18 protein-coding genes and 1 pseudogene are annotated in these 17,224 nt (G+C 72.8%); 14 read left to right on the top strand and 5 right to left on the bottom strand.

Annotated features, from left to right (window positions below):
* The first annotated feature begins 207 nt into the window (after positions 1 to 207).
* Genes ACIBK9_RS17605 through hypE form a run of 12 tightly spaced genes read left to right on the top strand, consistent with a single transcriptional unit; the run spans position 208 to position 9,327 of the window.
* Positions 208 to 1,512, top strand: a complete 1,305-nt coding sequence (locus tag ACIBK9_RS17605) for a hypothetical protein (protein ID WP_397159200.1) — start codon at positions 208 to 210, stop codon at positions 1,510 to 1,512.
* Positions 1,509 to 2,021 (top strand): hydrogenase maturation protease, encoded by a 513-nt coding sequence (locus tag ACIBK9_RS17600; RefSeq protein WP_397159198.1) that lies wholly within the window; start codon positions 1,509 to 1,511, stop codon positions 2,019 to 2,021. Before ACIBK9_RS17605 ends, ACIBK9_RS17600 begins: the two co-directional genes overlap by 4 nt.
* Positions 2,014 to 2,367, top strand: coding sequence for a hydrogenase maturation nickel metallochaperone HypA (locus ACIBK9_RS17595; protein ID WP_397159196.1), 354 nt, complete (start codon positions 2,014 to 2,016; stop codon positions 2,365 to 2,367). The genes ACIBK9_RS17600 and ACIBK9_RS17595 overlap by 8 nt, the downstream gene beginning before the upstream one ends.
* A 56-nt stretch (positions 2,368 to 2,423) precedes the next feature.
* Positions 2,424 to 3,464, top strand: coding sequence for a hydrogenase expression protein HypE (locus ACIBK9_RS17590; protein ID WP_358295853.1), 1,041 nt, complete (start codon positions 2,424 to 2,426; stop codon positions 3,462 to 3,464).
* Positions 3,465 to 3,497: 33 nt separating this feature from the next.
* Positions 3,498 to 5,294, top strand: coding sequence for a nickel-dependent hydrogenase large subunit (locus ACIBK9_RS17585; RefSeq protein ID WP_397159194.1), 1,797 nt, complete (start codon positions 3,498 to 3,500; stop codon positions 5,292 to 5,294).
* Positions 5,287 to 5,823, top strand: coding sequence for a NifU family protein (locus ACIBK9_RS17580; protein ID WP_397159192.1), 537 nt, complete (start codon positions 5,287 to 5,289; stop codon positions 5,821 to 5,823). Before ACIBK9_RS17585 ends, ACIBK9_RS17580 begins: the two co-directional genes overlap by 8 nt.
* On the top strand, positions 5,820 to 6,413 hold the full coding sequence (locus ACIBK9_RS17575; protein ID WP_397159190.1) for a DUF5947 family protein: 594 nt from the start codon (positions 5,820 to 5,822) through the stop codon (positions 6,411 to 6,413). The genes ACIBK9_RS17580 and ACIBK9_RS17575 overlap by 4 nt, the downstream gene beginning before the upstream one ends.
* Before the next feature lie 10 nt (positions 6,414 to 6,423).
* Positions 6,424 to 6,633 (top strand): hypothetical protein, encoded by a 210-nt coding sequence (locus ACIBK9_RS17570; RefSeq protein ID WP_397159188.1) that lies wholly within the window; start codon positions 6,424 to 6,426, stop codon positions 6,631 to 6,633.
* Between the two features lie 16 nt (positions 6,634 to 6,649).
* The gene (locus ACIBK9_RS17565; protein ID WP_397159186.1) at positions 6,650 to 6,772 is read left to right on the top strand and encodes a DUF6893 family small protein; all 123 of its coding nucleotides are present in this window, start codon (positions 6,650 to 6,652) and stop codon (positions 6,770 to 6,772) included.
* Positions 6,773 to 6,782: 10 nt separating this feature from the next.
* Entirely contained in the window at positions 6,783 to 7,052 is a 270-nt protein-coding gene (locus ACIBK9_RS17560) for a HypC/HybG/HupF family hydrogenase formation chaperone (RefSeq protein ID WP_397159182.1), read from the top strand.
* Positions 7,053 to 7,063: 11 nt separating this feature from the next.
* Complete coding sequence (gene hypD / locus ACIBK9_RS17555; protein WP_397159181.1) at positions 7,064 to 8,191, top strand: hydrogenase formation protein HypD; 1,128 nt, start codon at positions 7,064 to 7,066, stop codon at positions 8,189 to 8,191.
* Positions 8,188 to 9,327, top strand: a complete 1,140-nt coding sequence (hypE, locus tag ACIBK9_RS17550; RefSeq protein WP_397159179.1) for a hydrogenase expression/formation protein HypE — start codon at positions 8,188 to 8,190, stop codon at positions 9,325 to 9,327. The genes hypD and hypE overlap by 4 nt, the downstream gene beginning before the upstream one ends.
* A gap of 117 nt (positions 9,328 to 9,444) precedes the next feature.
* On the opposite strand, the gene hypF is transcribed toward hypE, so the two are convergent.
* From hypF to ACIBK9_RS17525, 5 genes are read right to left on the bottom strand one after another with little or no spacing between them, the layout of a single operon-like run.
* A complete protein-coding gene (gene hypF / locus ACIBK9_RS17545; RefSeq protein WP_397159177.1) occupies positions 9,445 to 11,721 on the bottom strand; it encodes a carbamoyltransferase HypF in 2,277 nt (758 codons plus the stop codon).
* Positions 11,711 to 12,373: an SIS domain-containing protein gene (locus ACIBK9_RS17540; protein WP_397159175.1), complete on the bottom strand. Its 663-nt coding sequence runs from the start codon at positions 12,371 to 12,373 to the stop codon at positions 11,711 to 11,713. The genes hypF and ACIBK9_RS17540 overlap by 11 nt, the downstream gene beginning before the upstream one ends.
* Positions 12,370 to 12,585, bottom strand: coding sequence for a HypC/HybG/HupF family hydrogenase formation chaperone (locus tag ACIBK9_RS17535; protein WP_397159173.1), 216 nt, complete (start codon positions 12,583 to 12,585; stop codon positions 12,370 to 12,372). Before ACIBK9_RS17535 ends, ACIBK9_RS17540 begins: the two co-directional genes overlap by 4 nt.
* Positions 12,582 to 13,175, bottom strand: a complete 594-nt coding sequence (locus ACIBK9_RS17530; protein ID WP_397159171.1) for an SIS domain-containing protein — start codon at positions 13,173 to 13,175, stop codon at positions 12,582 to 12,584. Before ACIBK9_RS17530 ends, ACIBK9_RS17535 begins: the two co-directional genes overlap by 4 nt.
* Complete coding sequence (locus tag ACIBK9_RS17525) at positions 13,172 to 13,567, bottom strand: PadR family transcriptional regulator (RefSeq protein ID WP_397159169.1); 396 nt, start codon at positions 13,565 to 13,567, stop codon at positions 13,172 to 13,174. The genes ACIBK9_RS17530 and ACIBK9_RS17525 overlap by 4 nt, the downstream gene beginning before the upstream one ends.
* A 392-nt stretch (positions 13,568 to 13,959) precedes the next feature.
* Here ACIBK9_RS17525 and ACIBK9_RS17520 point away from each other — a divergent pair.
* Both ACIBK9_RS17520 and ACIBK9_RS17515 read left to right on the top strand, forming a co-directional pair.
* A pseudogene (locus tag ACIBK9_RS17520) lies at positions 13,960 to 14,445 on the top strand (helix-turn-helix domain-containing protein); the annotation flags it as partial.
* 15 nt (positions 14,446 to 14,460) lie between these two features.
* Positions 14,461 to 17,022, top strand: coding sequence for an ATP-binding protein (locus ACIBK9_RS17515; protein ID WP_397160175.1), 2,562 nt, complete (start codon positions 14,461 to 14,463; stop codon positions 17,020 to 17,022).
* Positions 17,023 to 17,224: the final 202 nt, after the last annotated feature.

Genomic DNA, 17,224 nt, shown 5'->3' with positions numbered 1-17,224 from the left:
CGAGGCGACCGTGGCGATGCGCGGGCAGCCGAAGGTGAGAGCGCCGAAGGCGGTGATGGTCGGCAGCAGGACGGTAGGCCGGTGGGGTGGGCGCTGCTTGCCGTACTGCGGGGTGGCCATTCCGGTGCCGGTAGCGCTAGGTGACTTCGGCACACACTGTACAAGCTTACTTACCGTACGTGTGCATCTCTTGCTATACCGGACACCGTGGGTCCGGATGACACCTTCGACAGCGTCCGTGCGATCGCCGACGCGATCCTGTACGAGGGGTACCTGCTGTACCCCTACCGCCGCTCCTCCGGCAAGAACCGCGTCCGGTGGCAGTTCGGCGTGCTGCTGCCGCCCGCCTGGGCACGGGCCCGGGGGCTCACCGGCGCGGGCGTGGCGGGCTCGGCCGAATCGTGGTGCCAGCAGACGGAATGCCTGCTCGAAGCGGACGGCGAGGTCACGGTCGAGCTGCGGATCCGCTTCCTGCACCAGCAGCGGCGTCAGGTGCAGCGCCGGGACGCCGACGGCGCCTGGCGGCCGGTCGACTCCCTGGGGGACGGGCCCACGCTGGAACTGAGCTTCGACGAGGCCGTGCCGCGCGAGTTCGACCTGCGTGCCGGCACGGCCGAACTGCTCGCGGGCGAGCGGCGGATCACCGTCGGCGTGCCTGCGGGCGAGGAGATCCGGCCGCTGGACGGCGGCCGGATCGTCGTCAGCCGGTCGGCGATCCGGGCGTCGGTCGCCGTCTCGGCCACGCGGTGCGCGACGGCGTCCCCGCTGCTGCGCCTGCGCTGCCGCGTCGAGAACGACGACCCGGCCACTCCCGCCGACGCCGCCCGCGAGGACGCGCTGCGCGCCTCGCTCCTGAGCTGCCACACTCTGCTCGCCACGCGCGGCGGCTCGTTCGTCTCCCTGCTCGACCCGCCGGAATGGGCCGCGGCGGCGGCCCGCGACTGTGTCAACACGGGCACCTTCCCCGTGCTGGCCGGTACGCCCGGCGCGCGGGACGTCGTGCTCTCCTCCCCGATCATCCTGTACGACCACCCGCGCGTGGCCCCCGAGAGCCCCGGCGACCTGCACGACGCCACGGAGATCGACGAGATCCTGTCGCTGCGCACCCTCACGCTCACCGACGCCGAGAAGCGGGAGGCCCGCGCCACCGACGCGCGGGCCGCGGAGATCATCGACCGCGTCGACTCCATGCCGCCCGCCGCGCTGTCACGGCTGCACGGCGCGGTCCGCTCCAGCCGGGCCGCGGCGGCGGTGGACGGCGTGACGGTCGCCGGGGTGGAGGTCTCGAAGGGAAGCCGGGTCAGGCTCCGGCCGCGACGGTCGGGCACCGACCCCCAGGACATGTTCCTCGACGGCAGGACCGGCCTGGTCGAGGACGTCCTCCAGGACGTGGACGACACCTGGCACCTGGCCGTCACCGTCGACGACGACCCGGGCGCCGACCTGAACCGCTGGTACGGGCGCTACCGCTACTTCACCCTCGACGAGGTCGAGCCCCTGGAGGCGGGATGAGCACCGGCGGTTCCCGCAACGTGCTCGTGGCCGGCATCGGGAACGTGTTCCTGGGCGATGACGGCTTCGGCGTCGAGGTGGTCAGGCGCCTGGACCGGGCGGAGCTGCCCGCGACGGCCGACGTCGCCGACTACGGCATCCGCGGCGTCCACCTCGCCTACGAGCTGCTGGACGGCCGCTACGACACCCTGATCCTGGTCGACGCCGTCCCGCTCGACGGCCCGCCGGGAACGCTGGCCGTCATCGAGGCCGACGACCGGCCGTCCGGGGGCGACGTGGCGATCGACGGGCACGGGCTGCATCCGGACGCCGTGCTCCGGCTGCTGAACCACCTCGGCGGCGGCGTCGAGCGGGTCGTGATCGTGGGCTGCCGGCCCGCGGTCCTGGACGAGGTGATGGAGCTGTCCGAACCGGTGGCCGCCGCCGTGGAGGGGGCCGTCCGCCTCGTCGCGGAGCTGGCCTGGCAGGAGGCGGCGGGAAAGATCGAGAAGGAGACCACCGATGCATGAACTGGGGCTGTGCGACGCGATCGTGGAGGCCGCGCTGGGACGGGCCGGTGGACGCCGGGTGAACGCGGTGCGCGTCCGCGTCGGCGGGCACCCGGTGGATCCGCGGGTCATCGACACGGGCTTCCGCCTGGCCGCCGCGGGCACGGTTGTGCAGGACGCGACCGTCGAACTCGTCACCGTGCCGTACCTGATGCGCTGCGCGGGATGCGGCGCCGAGCAGGAGGCCCGCACCGCCACGGACCTGCTCGCCTGCCGGAGCTGCGGCGGGATGGACGTGGAGAGCATCACGGAGGAGAGCGTCGTGGTGGAGTCGATCACGTTCGAACCGGTTCCCGGAACCGCCTGACAGACCCGCCGGCACCGGCTGGAGAACAGGCCGCTGACGTGAAGGAGAGACGTGACATGGCCGATCAGAAGAGCGGATTCGACGAGATGCACATCCTGTGGATCTCCGAGGGCATGAGCTGCGACGGCGACACCGTCTCCGTGACGGCCGCGTCCCAGCCCGCCATCGAGGACGTCGTCACCGGCCTCGTGCCAGGGCTGCCGAAGGTGCACCTGCACAACAAGGTCCTGTCCCCGACGTTGGGCGGGGAGGACTTCCTGGCCCCCTTCCGGGCCGCGGCGCGCGGCGAGCTGGAGCCGTTCATCTTCGTCCTGGAGGGGTCCGTCCCCAACGAGAGGATCAACGGAGAGGGCTACTGGACGTCGTTCGGCAACGACCCGGACACGGGCGAGCCGATGACCCTCAACACCTGGATCGACCTGCTCGCCCCCAACGCCTGGGCGGTCGTCGCGATCGGGACCTGCGCCACCTACGGCGGCATCCACGCCATGGCGGGCAACCCGACCGGCTGCATGGGCCTGGCCGACTACCTGGGCTGGGACTTCCGGTCGGCCGGCGGGCTGCCCATCGTGAACGTGCCGGGCTGTCCGGTGCAGCCGGAGAACTTCATGGAGACCCTCACCTGGGTCCTGCAGCACGCGGCCGGTTCGGCGCCGCCGCCGCCGCTGGACGCGCTGCTGCGTCCCCAGTGGCTGTTCGGCAGGACCGTGCACGAGGGCTGCGACCGTGCCGCCTACTACGAGCAGGCCGACTTCGCCAAGGACTACAACTCGCCCAAGTGCCAGGTGAAGGTCGGCTGCTGGGGCCCGGTCGTCAACTGCAACGTGCCCAAACGCGGCTGGATGAACGGGGTGGGCGGCTGCCCGAACGTCGGCGGGATCTGCATCGGCTGCACGATGCCCGGCTTCCCCGACAAGTTCATGCCGTTCATGGACATGCCGCCGGGCAGCAGCCTGTCCTCGATGCTGATCAAGCCCTACGGGGCGTTCATCCGCCGCATGCGCGGAATCACCAACAACACCGCGAACGCCGAGCCGCGGTGGCGGCACAACCGTGACGCGCTGACCAGCGGCTTCGATCCGCGGTGGCGCCCGTAAGGGCCCGCGACGCCAGAGAGGACACATCAGCACATGGCCGTCTCCGAGCAGGAAGCGCCCGACCGGCGACCACCGGGAGAGCTCGTCGAGATGTCGTGGGATCCCATCACACGCATCATCGGCAACCTGGGCGTCTACACGAAGATCGACTTCGCCAACCGGCGGGTCGCCGAGTGCCACAGCACCTCCTCGCTGTTCCGCGGCTACTCGGTGTTCATGAAGGGCAAGGACCCCAGGGACGCGGGCTTCATCACCAGCCGGATCTGCGGCATCTGCGGCGACAACCACACCACCTGCTCGATGTACGCCCAGAACATGGCGTACGGCATCAAGACGCCGCCGATGGCCGAGTGGATCGTCAACCTCGGCGAAGCAGCCGAGTACATGTTCGACCACACGATCTTCCAGGACAACCTGGTCTTCGTGGACTTCTGCGAGGCGATGGTCAAGGAGACCAACCCGACGCTGCTGGCGCGGGCCAGGACCACCGAGGCGCCCGGGGCGGCGATCCACGGCAAGCGCACGATCGCCGACATCATGGAGGCGTTCAACCCGTTCGAGGGCGACATCTACAAGGAGGCGCTGCGCATCAGCCGCGTCACGCGGGAGATGTTCTGCCTGATGGAGGGCCGGCACGTCCACCCGTCGACGGTCTATCCGGGCGGGGTCGGCACGATGCCGGAGCCGACGTTGTTCACCGACTACCTCTCGCGCCTGCTCGGCGTGGTGGACTTCGTCAAGAAGGCCGTCGCGCTGAACAACGACGTGTTCGACTTCTTCTACGAGGCGCTGCCCGGCTACGAGGAGGTCGGCCGCCGCCGGATCCTGCTCGGCTGCTGGGGGGCCTTCCAGGACCCGGCCGTGGTCGACTACCGCTACGAGACGATGAACGACTGGGGCAAGGCCATGTTCGTCACCCCGGGCATCGTGGTGGACGGCGAGCTGGTCACCAACAACCTCGTCGACATCAACCTCGGCATCCGCATCCTGCTCGGCAGCTCGTACTACGACGACTGGACCGCCGAGGAGCCGTTCGTCACCCACGACCCGCTCGGCAACCCGATCGACATGCGGCACCCGTGGAACCAGACGACCCTGCCCGCGCCGCAGAAACGCGACTTCGAGGGCAACTACAGCTGGGTCATGAGCCCCCGGTGGCTCGACCCGCGCACCGGTGACCACCTCGCGCTCGACACCGGCGGCGGCGCCTTCGCCCGCCTGTACGTCACCGCCCTGTCGGGCATCGTGGACACCCCGTACGTGAAGGCGACGGGCTCGTCGGTGCAGATCTCGCTGCCGAAGGGCCGCGACCTGCCGGAGACGACCCTGGAGTGGCGCATCCCGCCCTGGTCCAACGCCCTGGAACGCAACCGGGCCCGGGTGTACTTCGTGGCCTACGCCGCGGCCATGGCGGTGTACTTCGTCGAGCAGGCCATGGAGCGCATGCGCGCCGGGGACACCAAGGTGTTCGCCGACTTCGCCGTGCCGGAGGAGGCCATCGGCGTCGGGTTCCACGAGGCGGTGCGCGGCGTGCTCTCCCATCACATGGTCATCCGGGACGGCAAGATCGCCAACTACCACCCGTACCCGCCCACGCCCTGGAACGGCAGCCCGCGCGACAGCTTCGGCACGCCGGGCCCGTACGAGGACGCCGTCCAGGACATGCCGATCTTCGAGGAGAACGGCCCGGACGACTTCAAGGGCGTCGACATCATGCGCGCGGTGCGCAGCTTCGACCCCTGCCTGCCCTGCGGCGTGCACATGTACGTCGGCAAGGGACGCACGGTGAAGAAGCTGCACTCGCCGATGTTCGGCGCGAGCCATGGCTGAGCCGGACCGCCTGGACGACCAGGCGGTGGCCCGCCTGCTGGAGCGGCTGGAGGAGACCCTGGGGCGGCTGGAGGGCACGCCCGGCCCGACGGCGGAGACGGCGCTCGACGCCGTCGCCATCCTCGCCGAGGTCTACGGCGAGGCCCTGGCCCGGGTCATGGACCGGGCTCCGGCCGGGTCCGCCGTCGCCGCCGCCCTGGCCGACGACGAGCTGCTCGGCCACCTGCTGGTCCTGCACGACATCCATCCCGAGCCGCTCCGGCGGCGGATCGAGCGCGCGCTCGACGGCCTGGCCGGCGCCCTGCGCGCCCAGGGGGTGGAGGCGCGGCTCGCCGACGTGACGGACGACGTCGCGCGGGTGCGGCTGACGGGCGGCTGCTCGTCCGGGTCGGAGCCGGTACGGCTGGCCGTCGAGCAGGCGGTGCGCGCCGTCGCGCCGGAGGTGGAGACGGTCGAGGTGAGCCGCGCCGCGCCGGTCGCCTTCGTCCCCGCCGAGGCGCTGCTGGTCCGGCCCGGCGGCGCCGCATGAGCACGACCGCGCACGGCCGCCTGCTCAGACGGACCGCGCGCCGCCGGGACGCGGGCGCGCGCTGCGAGCTGTGCGAGGCGCCGGTCCGGGGCGAGCACGGGCACGTCGTGGACACGCGTTCGGCGGAGGTGCTGTGCGCGTGCCGGGCGTGCGCGCTGCTGTTCGAGCCGGACGGCGACGGCCACTTCCTGCGGGTGCCCGAACGGCGGCTGCGGCTGACCGGGGTGCGGCCGGCCGACCTCGGCATCCCCGTGAGCCTGGCGTTCTTCGTCACCGCGCCCGACGGCTCGGCCACCGCGCACTACCCGAGCCCGCTGGGCGGCACCCGCAGCGACCTGGACGCCGCGGCCTGGCAGGCGGTCGCCGCCCGCGCCGAGGAGCTGGGCACCATGCGGCCGATGGTCGAGGCGCTGCTCGTCAACGGCGTACGGGGGGCCGGTGAGTGCTGGCTGGTCCCGATCGACGACTGCTACCGGCTGATGGCCCTGGTACGAGGTGAATGGACCGGTATGTCAGGCGGCGATCAGGTATGGGCAAAGATCGCGCAGTATTTCGCCCAGCTCGACGACGCAGGGCATCGCCGGGGGTAGGACCCGCACCATGGCACACATCAAGGTGGGCAAGCCCGACGTCGCACCCGACGCGACGGCGCACGTCAAGGGCATCGAGCAGGGCAACCGGCCCGGCGCGTACGAGCGGCAGGCGGGACACCACCGGGACGGCACGGCCGACGCCCGGCGCTCGACGGGGATCAGCCCCAAGAAGCACGACCCGATCCTGCCGGTCATGCCCAACCTCCCGCCAGGCTGAGAAGGAAAGAACAGACATGCGGCGACCACGTACGACGCTGCTGGCCGGGCTGGCCGGGCTGGCCGGGGCGGTGCTCCTGGGGATGTTCTGGAAGGAACTCCCGGCGCTGAGGCGCTACATCAAGATCAAGCAGATGTGATCCCGGAACGATGTGTCTTGGCATCCCCGGCGAGATCGTCGAGCTGCTGCCGGACCGGGCCGACCTGGCCACCGTCGAGGTCGCCGGCGTACGCCGCGCGATCAGCGTCGGCCTGCTGGACGGCCCGGTCCGGCCCGGTGACTGGGTCCTGGTCCACGTGGGCTTCGCGATGTCCAGGATCGACGAGAGCGAGGCCGCGGCGACGCTGGCGCTGCTGACCGGCCTCGGCCCCGCCTACACCGACGAGCTCCAGGCGCTCGCGGAATCCGACATCACGTGAAAGGCGCCGGCATGCGCTTCGTCGACGAGTACCGCGACGCCCGGACGGCACGGGCCCTGGCCGCGCGGATCGCGGAGCTGTGCGAGCCCGGCCGCCGCTACACCTTCATGGAGGTGTGCGGCGGGCACACCCACACGATCTACAAGCACGGCGTCGAGGACTACCTGCCGCCTAACGTGAACCTCGTCCACGGGCCCGGCTGTCCCGTCTGCGTGATCCCCATGGGACGCGTCGACGACGCGATCGCCATCGCCCGCGAACCGGACGTGATCATGACCTCGTTCGGCGACATGATGCGGGTGCCCGGCGGCGAGGGCTCCTTCCTGGACGCCAAGGCCGCCGGCGCGGACATCCGCATGGTGTACTCCCCGCTCGACGCGCTGCGGATCGCCCGCCAGAACCCCGCCCGCCGGGTCGTCTTCATGGCGATCGGCTTCGAGACCACCGCGCCGTCCACGGCGATGACCGTGCTGCGGGCCGCGGCCGAAGGGCTCGGCAACTTCTCCGTCTTCTGCAACCACGTCATGATCATTCCGGCGATCAAGGCGATCCTGGACTCGCCGGACCTGCGGCTCGACGGCTTCATCGGGCCGGGCCACGTCTCCACCGTGATCGGCTGCCGGCCGTACGCGTTCATCGCCGAGGAGCACGGCAAGCCGCTCGTCTGCTGCGGGTTCGAGCCGCTGGACGTGCTGCAGTCGATCCACATGCTGCTGCGGCAGCTCGCCGAGGGGCGGGCCGAGGTGGAGAACCAGTACACGCGGGTGGTGCCGTGGGAGGGCAACGGCCGGGCGCTGGAGGCGATCGGCCGGGTCATGGAGCTGCGCCCGTACTTCGAGTGGCGCGGCCTCGGCTTCATCTCCCACTCCGCGCTGCGCCTGCGCGACGCCTACGCGGCCCACGACGCCGAACGGATCTTCCAGGTGCCGGGCGTACGGGTGGCCGACCCGAAGGCGTGCCAGTGCGGCGAGGTGCTCAAGGGCGTGCTCAAGCCGTGGGAGTGCAAGGTGTTCGGAACCGCGTGCACGCCGGAGACGCCGATCGGCACCTGCATGGTGTCCTCCGAGGGCGCCTGCGCCGCGTACTACAACTTCGGCCGGTTCACCCGCACGCGGGCCAAGGAGGCGACCACGGCATGACGACCGAGCGCACCGCCGGATGGGCCGAGCGGGCCGTCCGCGAGGCGGGCGGGCCCGCCGGCCCGGCGACCCGCGAGGAAGAGGTGCTGCTGCGCATCGAGCGCGCCCGGGGACGCCGGGCCCGGGTGCGGGAGGAGCGCATCACGCTGGCCCACGGCGCGGGCGGGAGCGCCTCGCACACGCTGGTCGAGGCCGTGTTCGTGGACGCGTTCCGCAACCCGATCCTGGAGCCGCTCGGCGACGGCGCCGTGCTGGGGGTGGCGGGCGGACGGCTGGCCTTCAGCACCGACTCCTTCGTGGTCTTCCCGCTGTTCTTCCCCGGCGGCGACATCGGCGACCTCGCCGTCAACGGCACGGTCAACGACCTGGCCGTCTGCGGGGCCCGGCCCCTGTACCTGTCGGCCGGCTTCATCCTGGAGGAGGGCTTCCCGGTCGCCGACCTGCGGCGGATCGCCACCTCGATGGCCGCCGCCGCCGACCGCGCCGGCGTCCAGGTGGTCACCGGGGACACCAAGGTCGTGGAACGCGGCAAGGCGGACGGATGCTACGTCACCACGGCCGGCGTGGGCGTGCTGGAGCGGGAGACAGAGCTGACGCCGTCGGCGATCAGGCCGGGCGACGCCGTCATCGTCTCGGGGCCGATCGGCGAGCACGGCGTCACCATCATGATCTCTCGTGGGGAGCTGGACATCGAGGCCGACCTCGCCTCCGACACCGCGCCGCTCAACGGCGTCGTCGCCGCGCTGCTCGACGCCGTCCCCGGGGTGCGGGTGCTGCGGGACGCCACGCGCGGAGGGGTGGCGACGGTGCTCAACGAGCTGGCCCGCTCCTCGCGGCTCGGCATCGTGGTGGAGGAGTCGGCGGTGCCGGTCCGCCCGGTGGTGAACGGCGCCTGCGAACTGCTCGGCATCGACCCCCTGTACGTCGCCTGCGAGGGCCGGTTCGTCGCCGTGATCGACGGCGATCAGGCCGGAAGGGCGCTGGAGGCGCTGCGCGGCCATCCTCTCGGCGCGGAGGCGGCCGTGGTCGGCCGGGTGCGTGCCGAGCCCGCGGGGCTCGTGCTGCTCGACACGGCCTTCGGCGGCACCCGGATCGTCGACATGCTCGTCGGGGACCCGCTGCCGCGCATCTGCTGAGCCGCGGCCGACCGGCGCTTCATCCGGCGCGGGTCATCCGGCGCGGGTCATCCGGCGCGGGTCATCCGGCGCGGGTCATCCGGCGCGGGTCATCCGGCGTGGGTCATCCGGCGTGGGTCATCCGGCGTGGTCGAGGGCGGCGGCGACGGCGGCCTGGCCCAGGCTGAGGCCGCCGTCGTTGGGCGGCACCCGCGAGTGCAGGAGCACCCGCAGGCCCGCCTCCCGCAGCCCTGCCTCCATCCGCTCCAGCAGGACGACGTTCTGGAAGACGCCGCCGGACAGTGCCACCTCGCGCAGCCCCGTCCGTTCGCTCAGCGCCAGCACCGCCCGCAGCAGGACGCGGGCCAGGCCGTTGTGGAAGCGCGCGGCCACCAGCGGCGTCCGCACGCCCGCCAGCAGGTCCTCGACCGCGCCGCGGACCAGGTCGGTCCCGGACACGACCAGCTCCGGCCCGCCGGACAGCGCCGCCGGGTAGGCGGCCCGCTCGCCAGGCTCGGCGAACTGCTCCAGTTCGATCGCCGCCTGCCCCTCGAAGAGCACCCGGTCGCGCAGCCCGGCGATCGCGGCCACCGCGTCGAACAGCCGGCCCGCGCTCGACGTGAGCGGCGCGTTCGTCCCGGTGCGGGCCAGCGCCGCCACGGCCGCCCACCGGTCCCGGTGCCGCCGGACGAAGGGCAGGTCCGGCGGCGCGTCGCCGTAGATCGCGTCGAGGTAGGACACGCCCATGCGCCACGGCTGCCGTACGGCCGCCGCCCCGCCGGGCATGGGCACCGCCTCCAGGTGCCCCACCCGCTCGAACCCCCGCAGGTCGGCGACCAGCAGCTCGCCGCCCCACAGGGTGCCGTCGGAGCCCAGGCCCAGGCCGTCCAGGGCGACGCCGATCACCGGGCCCTCCTCGCCGTTGTCGGCCAGGCAGGAGGCGATGTGGGCGTGATGGTGCTGCACGCCGACGAGCTCGACGCCGTCGAGGCCGGACGCGTACTTGGTGGACAGGTACTCCGGGTGCAGGTCGTGGGCGACGAGCCGGGGCCGGACGCCGAACAGCCGGCTCAACTGGCCGATCCCCTCCGCGTACGAGCGCAGGGTCTCGTAGCCCTCCAGGTCGCCGATGTGCTGCGACAGGACCGCGTGGCGGCCCTTGACCAGGCAGAAGGTGTTCTTCAGCTCGCCGCCGCAGGCCAGCACGTGCCGCGACGGCGGCCGTCGCAGCGTCACGGGAGCGGGCACGTACCCGCGCGAGCGGCGGACGGGCAGCTCCCGGCCGCGGAACAGGCGCACCACCGAGTCGTCGGCCCGGACGTGGATGCGCCGGTCGTGGACGAGGAAGCCGTCGGCGATGCCGGACAGCCGGTCCAGGGCGTCGTCGTCCCGGTGCGCGATGGGCTCGTCCGACCGGTTTCCGCTGGTCAGGACCGCTGGCCGGCCGAGCCGTACGGCCAGGAGATGGTGCAGCGGCGTCGCGGGCAGCATCACCCCCAGCTCCCGGTTGCCCGGCGCGACCGCCTCGGCGACCGGCGCCCCGCTCCGGCGCGGCAGCAGGACGACGGGCCGCCGCGGTCCGCTCAGGACGCGCTCGGCGGCCGGGGTGAGCAGGACCAGCTCGCGCGCCGCGGCCAGGTCGGCGGCCAGCACCGCGAACGGCTTGCCCTCCCTGCGTTTGCGGGCCCGCAGCGCGCCGACCGCCTGTTCGTCCCCGGCCACGGCCGCGAGGTGGTACCCGCCCACGCCCTTGACCGCCAGGATCCTGCCCCGCGCCAGCCAGAGCGCCGCCGCCCCGACCGGGTCGCCCGGTTGCGGCCGGCCGTCCGCGTCCAGCAGCCGCAGCGACGGTCCGCACGCGGGGCAGCACACCGGCTGGGCGTGGAAGCGCCGGTCGCCGGGGTCGCGGTACTCCCGCGAACAGCGGGCGCACATCGCGAAGGGGGCCATCGTGGTGTTGGGCCGGTCGTAGGGCAGGTCGGTGACGATGGTGAAGCGGGGCCCGCAGGCCGTGCAGTTGGTGAAGGCGTAGCCGTGCCGGCGCGCGCCCGGGTCGGCGATCTCCGCCGCGCAGGCGTCGCACGGCGCCGTGTCCGGCGGCACGCACACCTGGCGGGCGCCCTCGCCGCGGCTGGCCACGATCCGGAAGCCCGACTCCGCGACGGGCTCGGCGTCCGTCACGGTGACGCTCTCGACCAGCGCGGACGGCGGCGCCCGCCGCTCCAGCTCCGCGACGAAGGCCCGCAGCGCCGACGGCTCCCCCTGGGCCTCGATGAACACGCCGCGCGGATCGTTGCCGACGAACCCGGCCAGCTCGTGCCGTCCAGCCAGGCCACTGACGAACGGCCGGAAGCCGACGCCCTGGACCAGCCCCTCGACCCTGATCCGGATCCGGCCGGGCCCCTCAGCCGTCACCGGTCAGCGCCCGCTGCACCAGCTCCCACAGGACGTGGTAGAGGGTCACCTGGGCCTCCTGGATCCGGTGCACCGACGGGGACGGCACGACGAACAGGTGATCGGCCAGGCCGTCGGCCGCCATCCGCCCGCCGTCGCCGCCGGCCAGGCCGACGGTCAGGGCGCCGCGGCGGCGCGCCTCGGCGAAGGCGTGCAGCACGTTCGCCGAGCCGCCGCTCGTCGACAGGCCCACCACGATGTCGCCGGGCCGGGCGAAGGCGGCGACCTGGCGGGCGAAGGCCAGGTCGTAGCCGACGTCGTTGGACAGCGCGGTGACGACGGCGGCGTCGGCGGCCAGGCAGGTCGCCGCGAGCGCCCGCCCGCGCGGCGGGTGGGCGAAGAGCTGGGCCAGCGCCTGCGCGTCCGTGGCGCTGCCGCCGTTGCCGACGGCGAACAGCCTCCCGCCGGACTCGAAGGCCGCCGCCGTCCGCGCCGCGCAGCGCGCCAGCTCCTCCCCGTGCAGCCCGGCGACCGTCTCCCGCAGCGCGACGATCTCGTGCGCCTTGGCCGCGCAGGAGCGGCGCACCTCCTCCAGCAGGGCGTCCGGATCGGTGGGCCGGACGTACAGGGACGGGTAGAGGGCCTCGACGCCGGCGCCTTCCGCCGTGCTCATCCGCACTCTCCTCCCACCGCGATGGCCTCGCCGGCGTGCACCAGGACGACGTCACCCGGCCCGGCCTCGACCAGGGCCACGCTGATCTCCTGCGGGCCGCCGGCGGGCCCCTGCGCGATGGCCAGGCCGTCTCCGAGCAACTCGACGACGCGCATGGGCAGGGCGAGGTCGGAACAGGTCAGGCACACCCGCTCCCCCGGCTCCTCGGTCATCGGGCCTCCTCCGGCTGGTCGAGGAAGACGTGCACCAGCTCCCAGAGCAGGTGGTAGACCGTCATGTGGATCTCCCGCACCACGCACGGGTCGCCGGACCGGACGCCGAGGACGTGGTTCACGGCCGGGCTGCGGCCGACGGCGCCGCCGTCCCCGCCTTCTCCGCCCACGAGCGCGACGGTCAGCAGTCCGAGCCCGTGTGCCGCCTCCAGCCCGCGCAGCACGTCCGCGCAGCCGCCGTCCCAGGAGAACCCGAGCGCCATGTCGTGCTCGGCGGCCAGCAGGCGCACCTGCTCGGCGTAGACCTCCTCGAACCCGCTGGTCGCCGCGATGGCGGTCAGCCGGGCGGCGTCATGACTGAGGGAGAGGGCGGGCAGGGCCCTCTTGCCGACGATGACCGGATGGACGAACTCCACGGCCACGTGCTGGGCGTCCGCCGAGGCGCCGCCGTCGCCGAAGACCAGCAGCCGACCGCCCCACGCGAACCGCCGGGCCATGGCCCGGCACGCCAGGGCGATCGAGGCGGCCTCCCCGGCGAGCGCCCGTCCTGGGGCGACCCGCCGCTCGAAGGCCGGCGACACAGGCGTCATCCCGCCTCTCCTTGCCACGAGGCGACGTGGGAGCGGGACGGCCCCGCGTCATGGGACGGCGGCCGGTGTCCCTCGTCCCACAGAGCCGCGCAGGCGCGCAGGACCTCCCCCAGGTCCCGCAGCCGGATCATCGCGGCCTTCAGGTCGCTCAGGCCCGAAGCGGTGATCTCGTACTTCCTGCGCGGAGGTCCCGTCCGCGAGGCGGTCCAGGAGGAGACCAGGCACTGGTCGCGTTCGAGGGCGCGCAGCAGCCGATAGACATGGCCGGGCTCCACCCCCGCCACGCCCAGCTCCCCCAGCCGGTCGATCAGGTCGTAGCCGTGGCTGGGCCGGTTCCAGATCAGGAGAAGCAGGATCGGGGACAACAATCCTCGCCTCTCGCCGCCTTCCATACGAACTCCCCCGCCAGCGGAACGCACCCTCCAAGGGGTAGTAGAACGTCCACGCCGGGCGATTCCCCGGTTCCGCACGCCGTCCTTGCCAACTTCTGGCAGAAGGCAAGCCAAGGGTTAGGTCTCGGGCGGTCAGCGCGCCGCGACGTCCCTCCGGCGTCAGGCGACGGCCACCCACCCCGCGCAGTACGTCGCCCTCCAGCACATCCGGGGCATGGTCACCGGGAAGGCCAATGGTTCCAGAGCCGTGACCAATCGGTAAATCGGCCTGCGAACATTTCGAGAAGACGGAACAATCCTTGCGCCTCGTCACGGGAGGGGTGAAGCTCTTCGGGGCGAGCCGCCGCCGGGTCGCTCTCGAACTCCTCATTCTTCAGCGGGGGCGATGAGTAATGGAGAACCTGAGTGACGAACTGCGGCTGCGACGCGAACAGGCCGGCCTGACCCAGCAGGAACTCGCCGCCCGGTCCGGGGTGAGCGTCGCCGTGATCCGCGACGTCGAGCAGGGCCGCACGCGCCGCCCACGTGCCGAAACCCTGCGCCGCCTGTCGGACGTCCTCCCGCTGGTCATGTCCGGATCGGGCGATCCCTTTCGCGGTCCGGCGTCGGCGGCGGTCTGGCTGCGGATATTGGGCCCGCTCGAAGTGCGGGAGCACGGATCGTTCGTCGCGTTGGGCGGTGAACGGCAGAGAGGCGTTCTCGGATTGCTCGCGTTGTCCGCGAACCAGGTCGTGCCGATGGAATCCATCGCCGACGCATTATGGGGTGACGCGGCCGGCGACGGTTGTGTGCGAGCGGTGCACGGCCATGTCAGCAAGCTTCGCCGCACATTGCATCACGGGGCCCGGAACAAGAAACTCATCATTTGCCGTCAGCACGGCTATCAGCTGTCCGTGGCGGACGGCGACGTGGACGTCCTGGCGTTCCGGCGGCTTCTTCGCCAGGCGCGCGAACATCGAGACAGGGCCGAGCTCGACGCGGCCGCGGTGTCGTTCGGGCAGGCGATGGACCTGTGGCGGGACAGCCCGCTGCTGGACGTCCCCGCGCTGCACAACCATCCGAAGGTGTCCGCGTTGAGCGCGGAGCGGGTGACGGCCGCCCTGGAGTTCGCGGAGGTGGCCGAGTCGCTCGGCCGGCACGAGCTCGTCCTGTCGCCGCTGCGTGCGATCACGCAGGTGGAACGGCTGCACGAACGGGCGCACGCGCGGCTGATGATCGCGCTGGCCGGCTGCGGCGAGCAGGCCGCCGCGCTGGAGGTGTTCGGCGGGATCAGCCGGCGGCTGATCGACGACCTGGGGGTGTCCCCCGGCCCGGAACTCGTGGACGCGCAGCTCCACGTGCTCCGGCAGGGAGTGGACGGCGCCGTGGAGATCCGGACGTCCGGCACGCCGGCGGAGCCCGGCACCGGCGCGCCGACCGCTCCCCGCGAGCTGCCACCCGTGGTGCCGGGTTTCGTCGGACGGACGGGGCTGATCGACGCGCTCGTGCGCGACGTGGTCGGCAGGCGTCCGCAGCCGATCCTGATCTCCGGCTGCGGCGGCATCGGCAAGTCGGCGCTGGCGGTCAAGGCCGCCTGGCAGGCCGCCCACCATTTTCCCGACGGGCAGTTCTACCTCAACCTGCACGGCTCGACGCCCGACCTCGAACCGCTGGACCCCCTGCGGTCCCTCGGTCGCCTGCTGCGGTCGCTCGGCGTGGACCGGGCCGCCGTCCCCACGGACGTCGACGAGGCCGCCGCCCAGTTCCGGTCCCGCACCGCCGGACGCCGCATGCTGTTCGTGTTCGACAACGTGCTGGACGTCAGGCAGGTACGCGCGCTGCTCCCGGCGAGCCCTACCTGCGGTGTCATCGTGACCAGCCGCAGGACGCTCGCCGCGCTGGAGGGCCGCGTCCCGTACGAGCTGGAGGTGCTGCCCGAGGAGGACTGCCGCGCCCTGCTGACCCGCCACGCCGCCGATCCCGCCACCGGTCCCGCCACTGGGCCGGACGACACCGAGGCCCAGAACGCCGTCGCCCGGCAGTGCGCCTACCTTCCGCTGGCGCTCTCGATCGCGGCCGCCCGGCTGTCGGTGCGGCCCGCCTGGACCTGGCGGACGCTGGCGGACAGGCTGGCCGAGGAGGGGCGGCGTCTCACGGAGCTGGAGCTGGAGGACCGCGCGGTCAGAGCCAGTCTCATGGTCGGCTACCGGGATCTCGACCCGGCGCAGGCCCGCATGTTCCGGTGCATGAGCCTGCTCGGCGTCACGGAGCTCGGCGTGGACACCGCCGCCGCCCTCGCCGGCCTCCCGGCCCCGACCGCCGAGGACCTGCTCGACCAGCTCACCGAGGCGCATCTGGTGCAGACCGCCGCCCCCGGACGCTATTGCGTGCACGATCTGGCCCGGCTCTTCGCCCGGGAGCTCGCCGCGGAGCACGACCCGCCGGAGGAGCGGCGGCGTGCCGTCCTGCGCGCGCTGCACAACGGGCTGGCCGTCGCCAGAGACGCGAGCAGGCAGGTGATCCCCGTCGCCGTGTGGCGGACGACGCTGGGTCCGGCGACGACGCCCGGCGCGGGGCCGGGCTTCCGCGACCGGCAGGAGGTGTACGCGTGGGTCGACGCGGAGGCCGCGCAGCTTCCGGCGGTGCTGGGCAGCGCGGCGGCGCTGGGCGCCGACGACCTGGTCACCGCCCTGTCGGCGGCGCTGTTCTTCCCGCTGTACGAACGAGGGCGGTGGCGGGAGCTGTGGGAGGTCAGCGAGACGGGCGCCGCCGCGGCCGACCGCCTGGGCGAGCCCCACCACCGGGCGGTGACCCACGGCGACCTCGGATACGTGCTGGCCGACCTCGGCCGGCTGGACGACGCGCTGGTCCACCTGAAGGTGTCACTCGCACAACACCGGCAGACCGGCAACCGCCGGGGGGAGGCCGCCCAGCTCGACCGTCTGGGGGTCGTCTACAGCAGGCTGGGCCGGTTCGCGGAGGCCGTCGGCCACTTCCGCCTCTCGATCGACCTGGAGAGCGGCCAGGGCAACCGGTACGGCGAGGCGATCACCCTCACCAACCTCGGGCTCACCTACCTGCGCGGCGGCGACCCGGAGGCGGCCGTCACGGCCTTGTCCGACGCCCTGTCCGTCACCCGCGAGATCGAGGACCTGGTGGGCGCCGCCATCGCGCTCGGCTACCTCGCCGAGGCCCATCGGCGCATGGGCCGCCACCGGGAGTCCGAGCGTTACTTCCGGATGGCGCTGGACGCCGACCGCGCGGCCGACGACCTCGGCAGTTGCACGGAGGCGCGCCACTGGTGGGGCCTGGGCCTGGTCCATCGTGCGCTCGGGGCGGAGGATCGCGCCCGGGAGTGCCGGCGCAACGCCGTGACGATCCTGCACGACCTCCGGCTCATCAGCGCCGGCGAACGGTCCCGCATCGAGGCCGGCGACGACCCGGGCACGCCGGACGTCATCCTCAGGAACCTGTGAGCGCGACGGCCGTACTCCTTCCCGTACCCGGAGCCGCATTCTGCCGCTGGGCCGCCGTCGTCCCAGGTCACCGCGCCTGCAGGGTGCGGGAATCCGCATGCCGGCGATCGCCACAAAATCGCAAGATCCGCCGTTCAGGATGGAGTGGTCCATCGAGGAACGGCACGCCCGGGCCTCGCTGACGACCAGTTGATGAAGGAGA

Origin of the sequence: Nonomuraea sp. NPDC050227 (assembly GCF_044459705.1) — a bacterium.
Lineage (GTDB): Bacteria > Actinomycetota > Actinomycetes > Streptosporangiales > Streptosporangiaceae > Nonomuraea.
This window is presented reverse-complemented; position numbering and strand designations above follow the sequence as displayed.

What these genes read in the sequence shown, in the direction of transcription:
- ACIBK9_RS17580 (WP_397159192.1), top strand. Translation starts at nt 5,287, where the DNA reads ATGGCTGAGCCGGACCGCCTGGACGACCAGGCGGTGGCCCGCCTGCTG.
- hypE (WP_397159179.1), top strand. Translation starts at nt 8,188, where the DNA reads ATGACGACCGAGCGCACCGCCGGATGGGCCGAGCGGGCCGTCCGCGAG.
- ACIBK9_RS17540 (WP_397159175.1), bottom strand. Translation starts at nt 12,373, where the DNA reads ATGAGCACGGCGGAAGGCGCCGGCGTCGAGGCCCTCTACCCGTCCCTG.
- ACIBK9_RS17595 (WP_397159196.1), top strand. Translation starts at nt 2,014, where the DNA reads ATGCATGAACTGGGGCTGTGCGACGCGATCGTGGAGGCCGCGCTGGGA.
- ACIBK9_RS17565 (WP_397159186.1), top strand. Translation starts at nt 6,650, where the DNA reads ATGCGGCGACCACGTACGACGCTGCTGGCCGGGCTGGCCGGGCTGGCC.
- hypD (WP_397159181.1), top strand. Translation starts at nt 7,064, where the DNA reads ATGCGCTTCGTCGACGAGTACCGCGACGCCCGGACGGCACGGGCCCTG.
- ACIBK9_RS17600 (WP_397159198.1), top strand. Translation starts at nt 1,509, where the DNA reads ATGAGCACCGGCGGTTCCCGCAACGTGCTCGTGGCCGGCATCGGGAAC.
- ACIBK9_RS17530 (WP_397159171.1), bottom strand. Translation starts at nt 13,175, where the DNA reads ATGACGCCTGTGTCGCCGGCCTTCGAGCGGCGGGTCGCCCCAGGACGG.
- ACIBK9_RS17535 (WP_397159173.1), bottom strand. Translation starts at nt 12,585, where the DNA reads ATGACCGAGGAGCCGGGGGAGCGGGTGTGCCTGACCTGTTCCGACCTC.
- ACIBK9_RS17575 (WP_397159190.1), top strand. Translation starts at nt 5,820, where the DNA reads ATGAGCACGACCGCGCACGGCCGCCTGCTCAGACGGACCGCGCGCCGC.
- ACIBK9_RS17585 (WP_397159194.1), top strand. Translation starts at nt 3,498, where the DNA reads ATGGCCGTCTCCGAGCAGGAAGCGCCCGACCGGCGACCACCGGGAGAG.
- ACIBK9_RS17560 (WP_397159182.1), top strand. Translation starts at nt 6,783, where the DNA reads ATGTGTCTTGGCATCCCCGGCGAGATCGTCGAGCTGCTGCCGGACCGG.
- ACIBK9_RS17590 (WP_358295853.1), top strand. Translation starts at nt 2,424, where the DNA reads ATGGCCGATCAGAAGAGCGGATTCGACGAGATGCACATCCTGTGGATC.
- ACIBK9_RS17570 (WP_397159188.1), top strand. Translation starts at nt 6,424, where the DNA reads ATGGCACACATCAAGGTGGGCAAGCCCGACGTCGCACCCGACGCGACG.
- ACIBK9_RS17525 (WP_397159169.1), bottom strand. Translation starts at nt 13,567, where the DNA reads ATGGAAGGCGGCGAGAGGCGAGGATTGTTGTCCCCGATCCTGCTTCTC.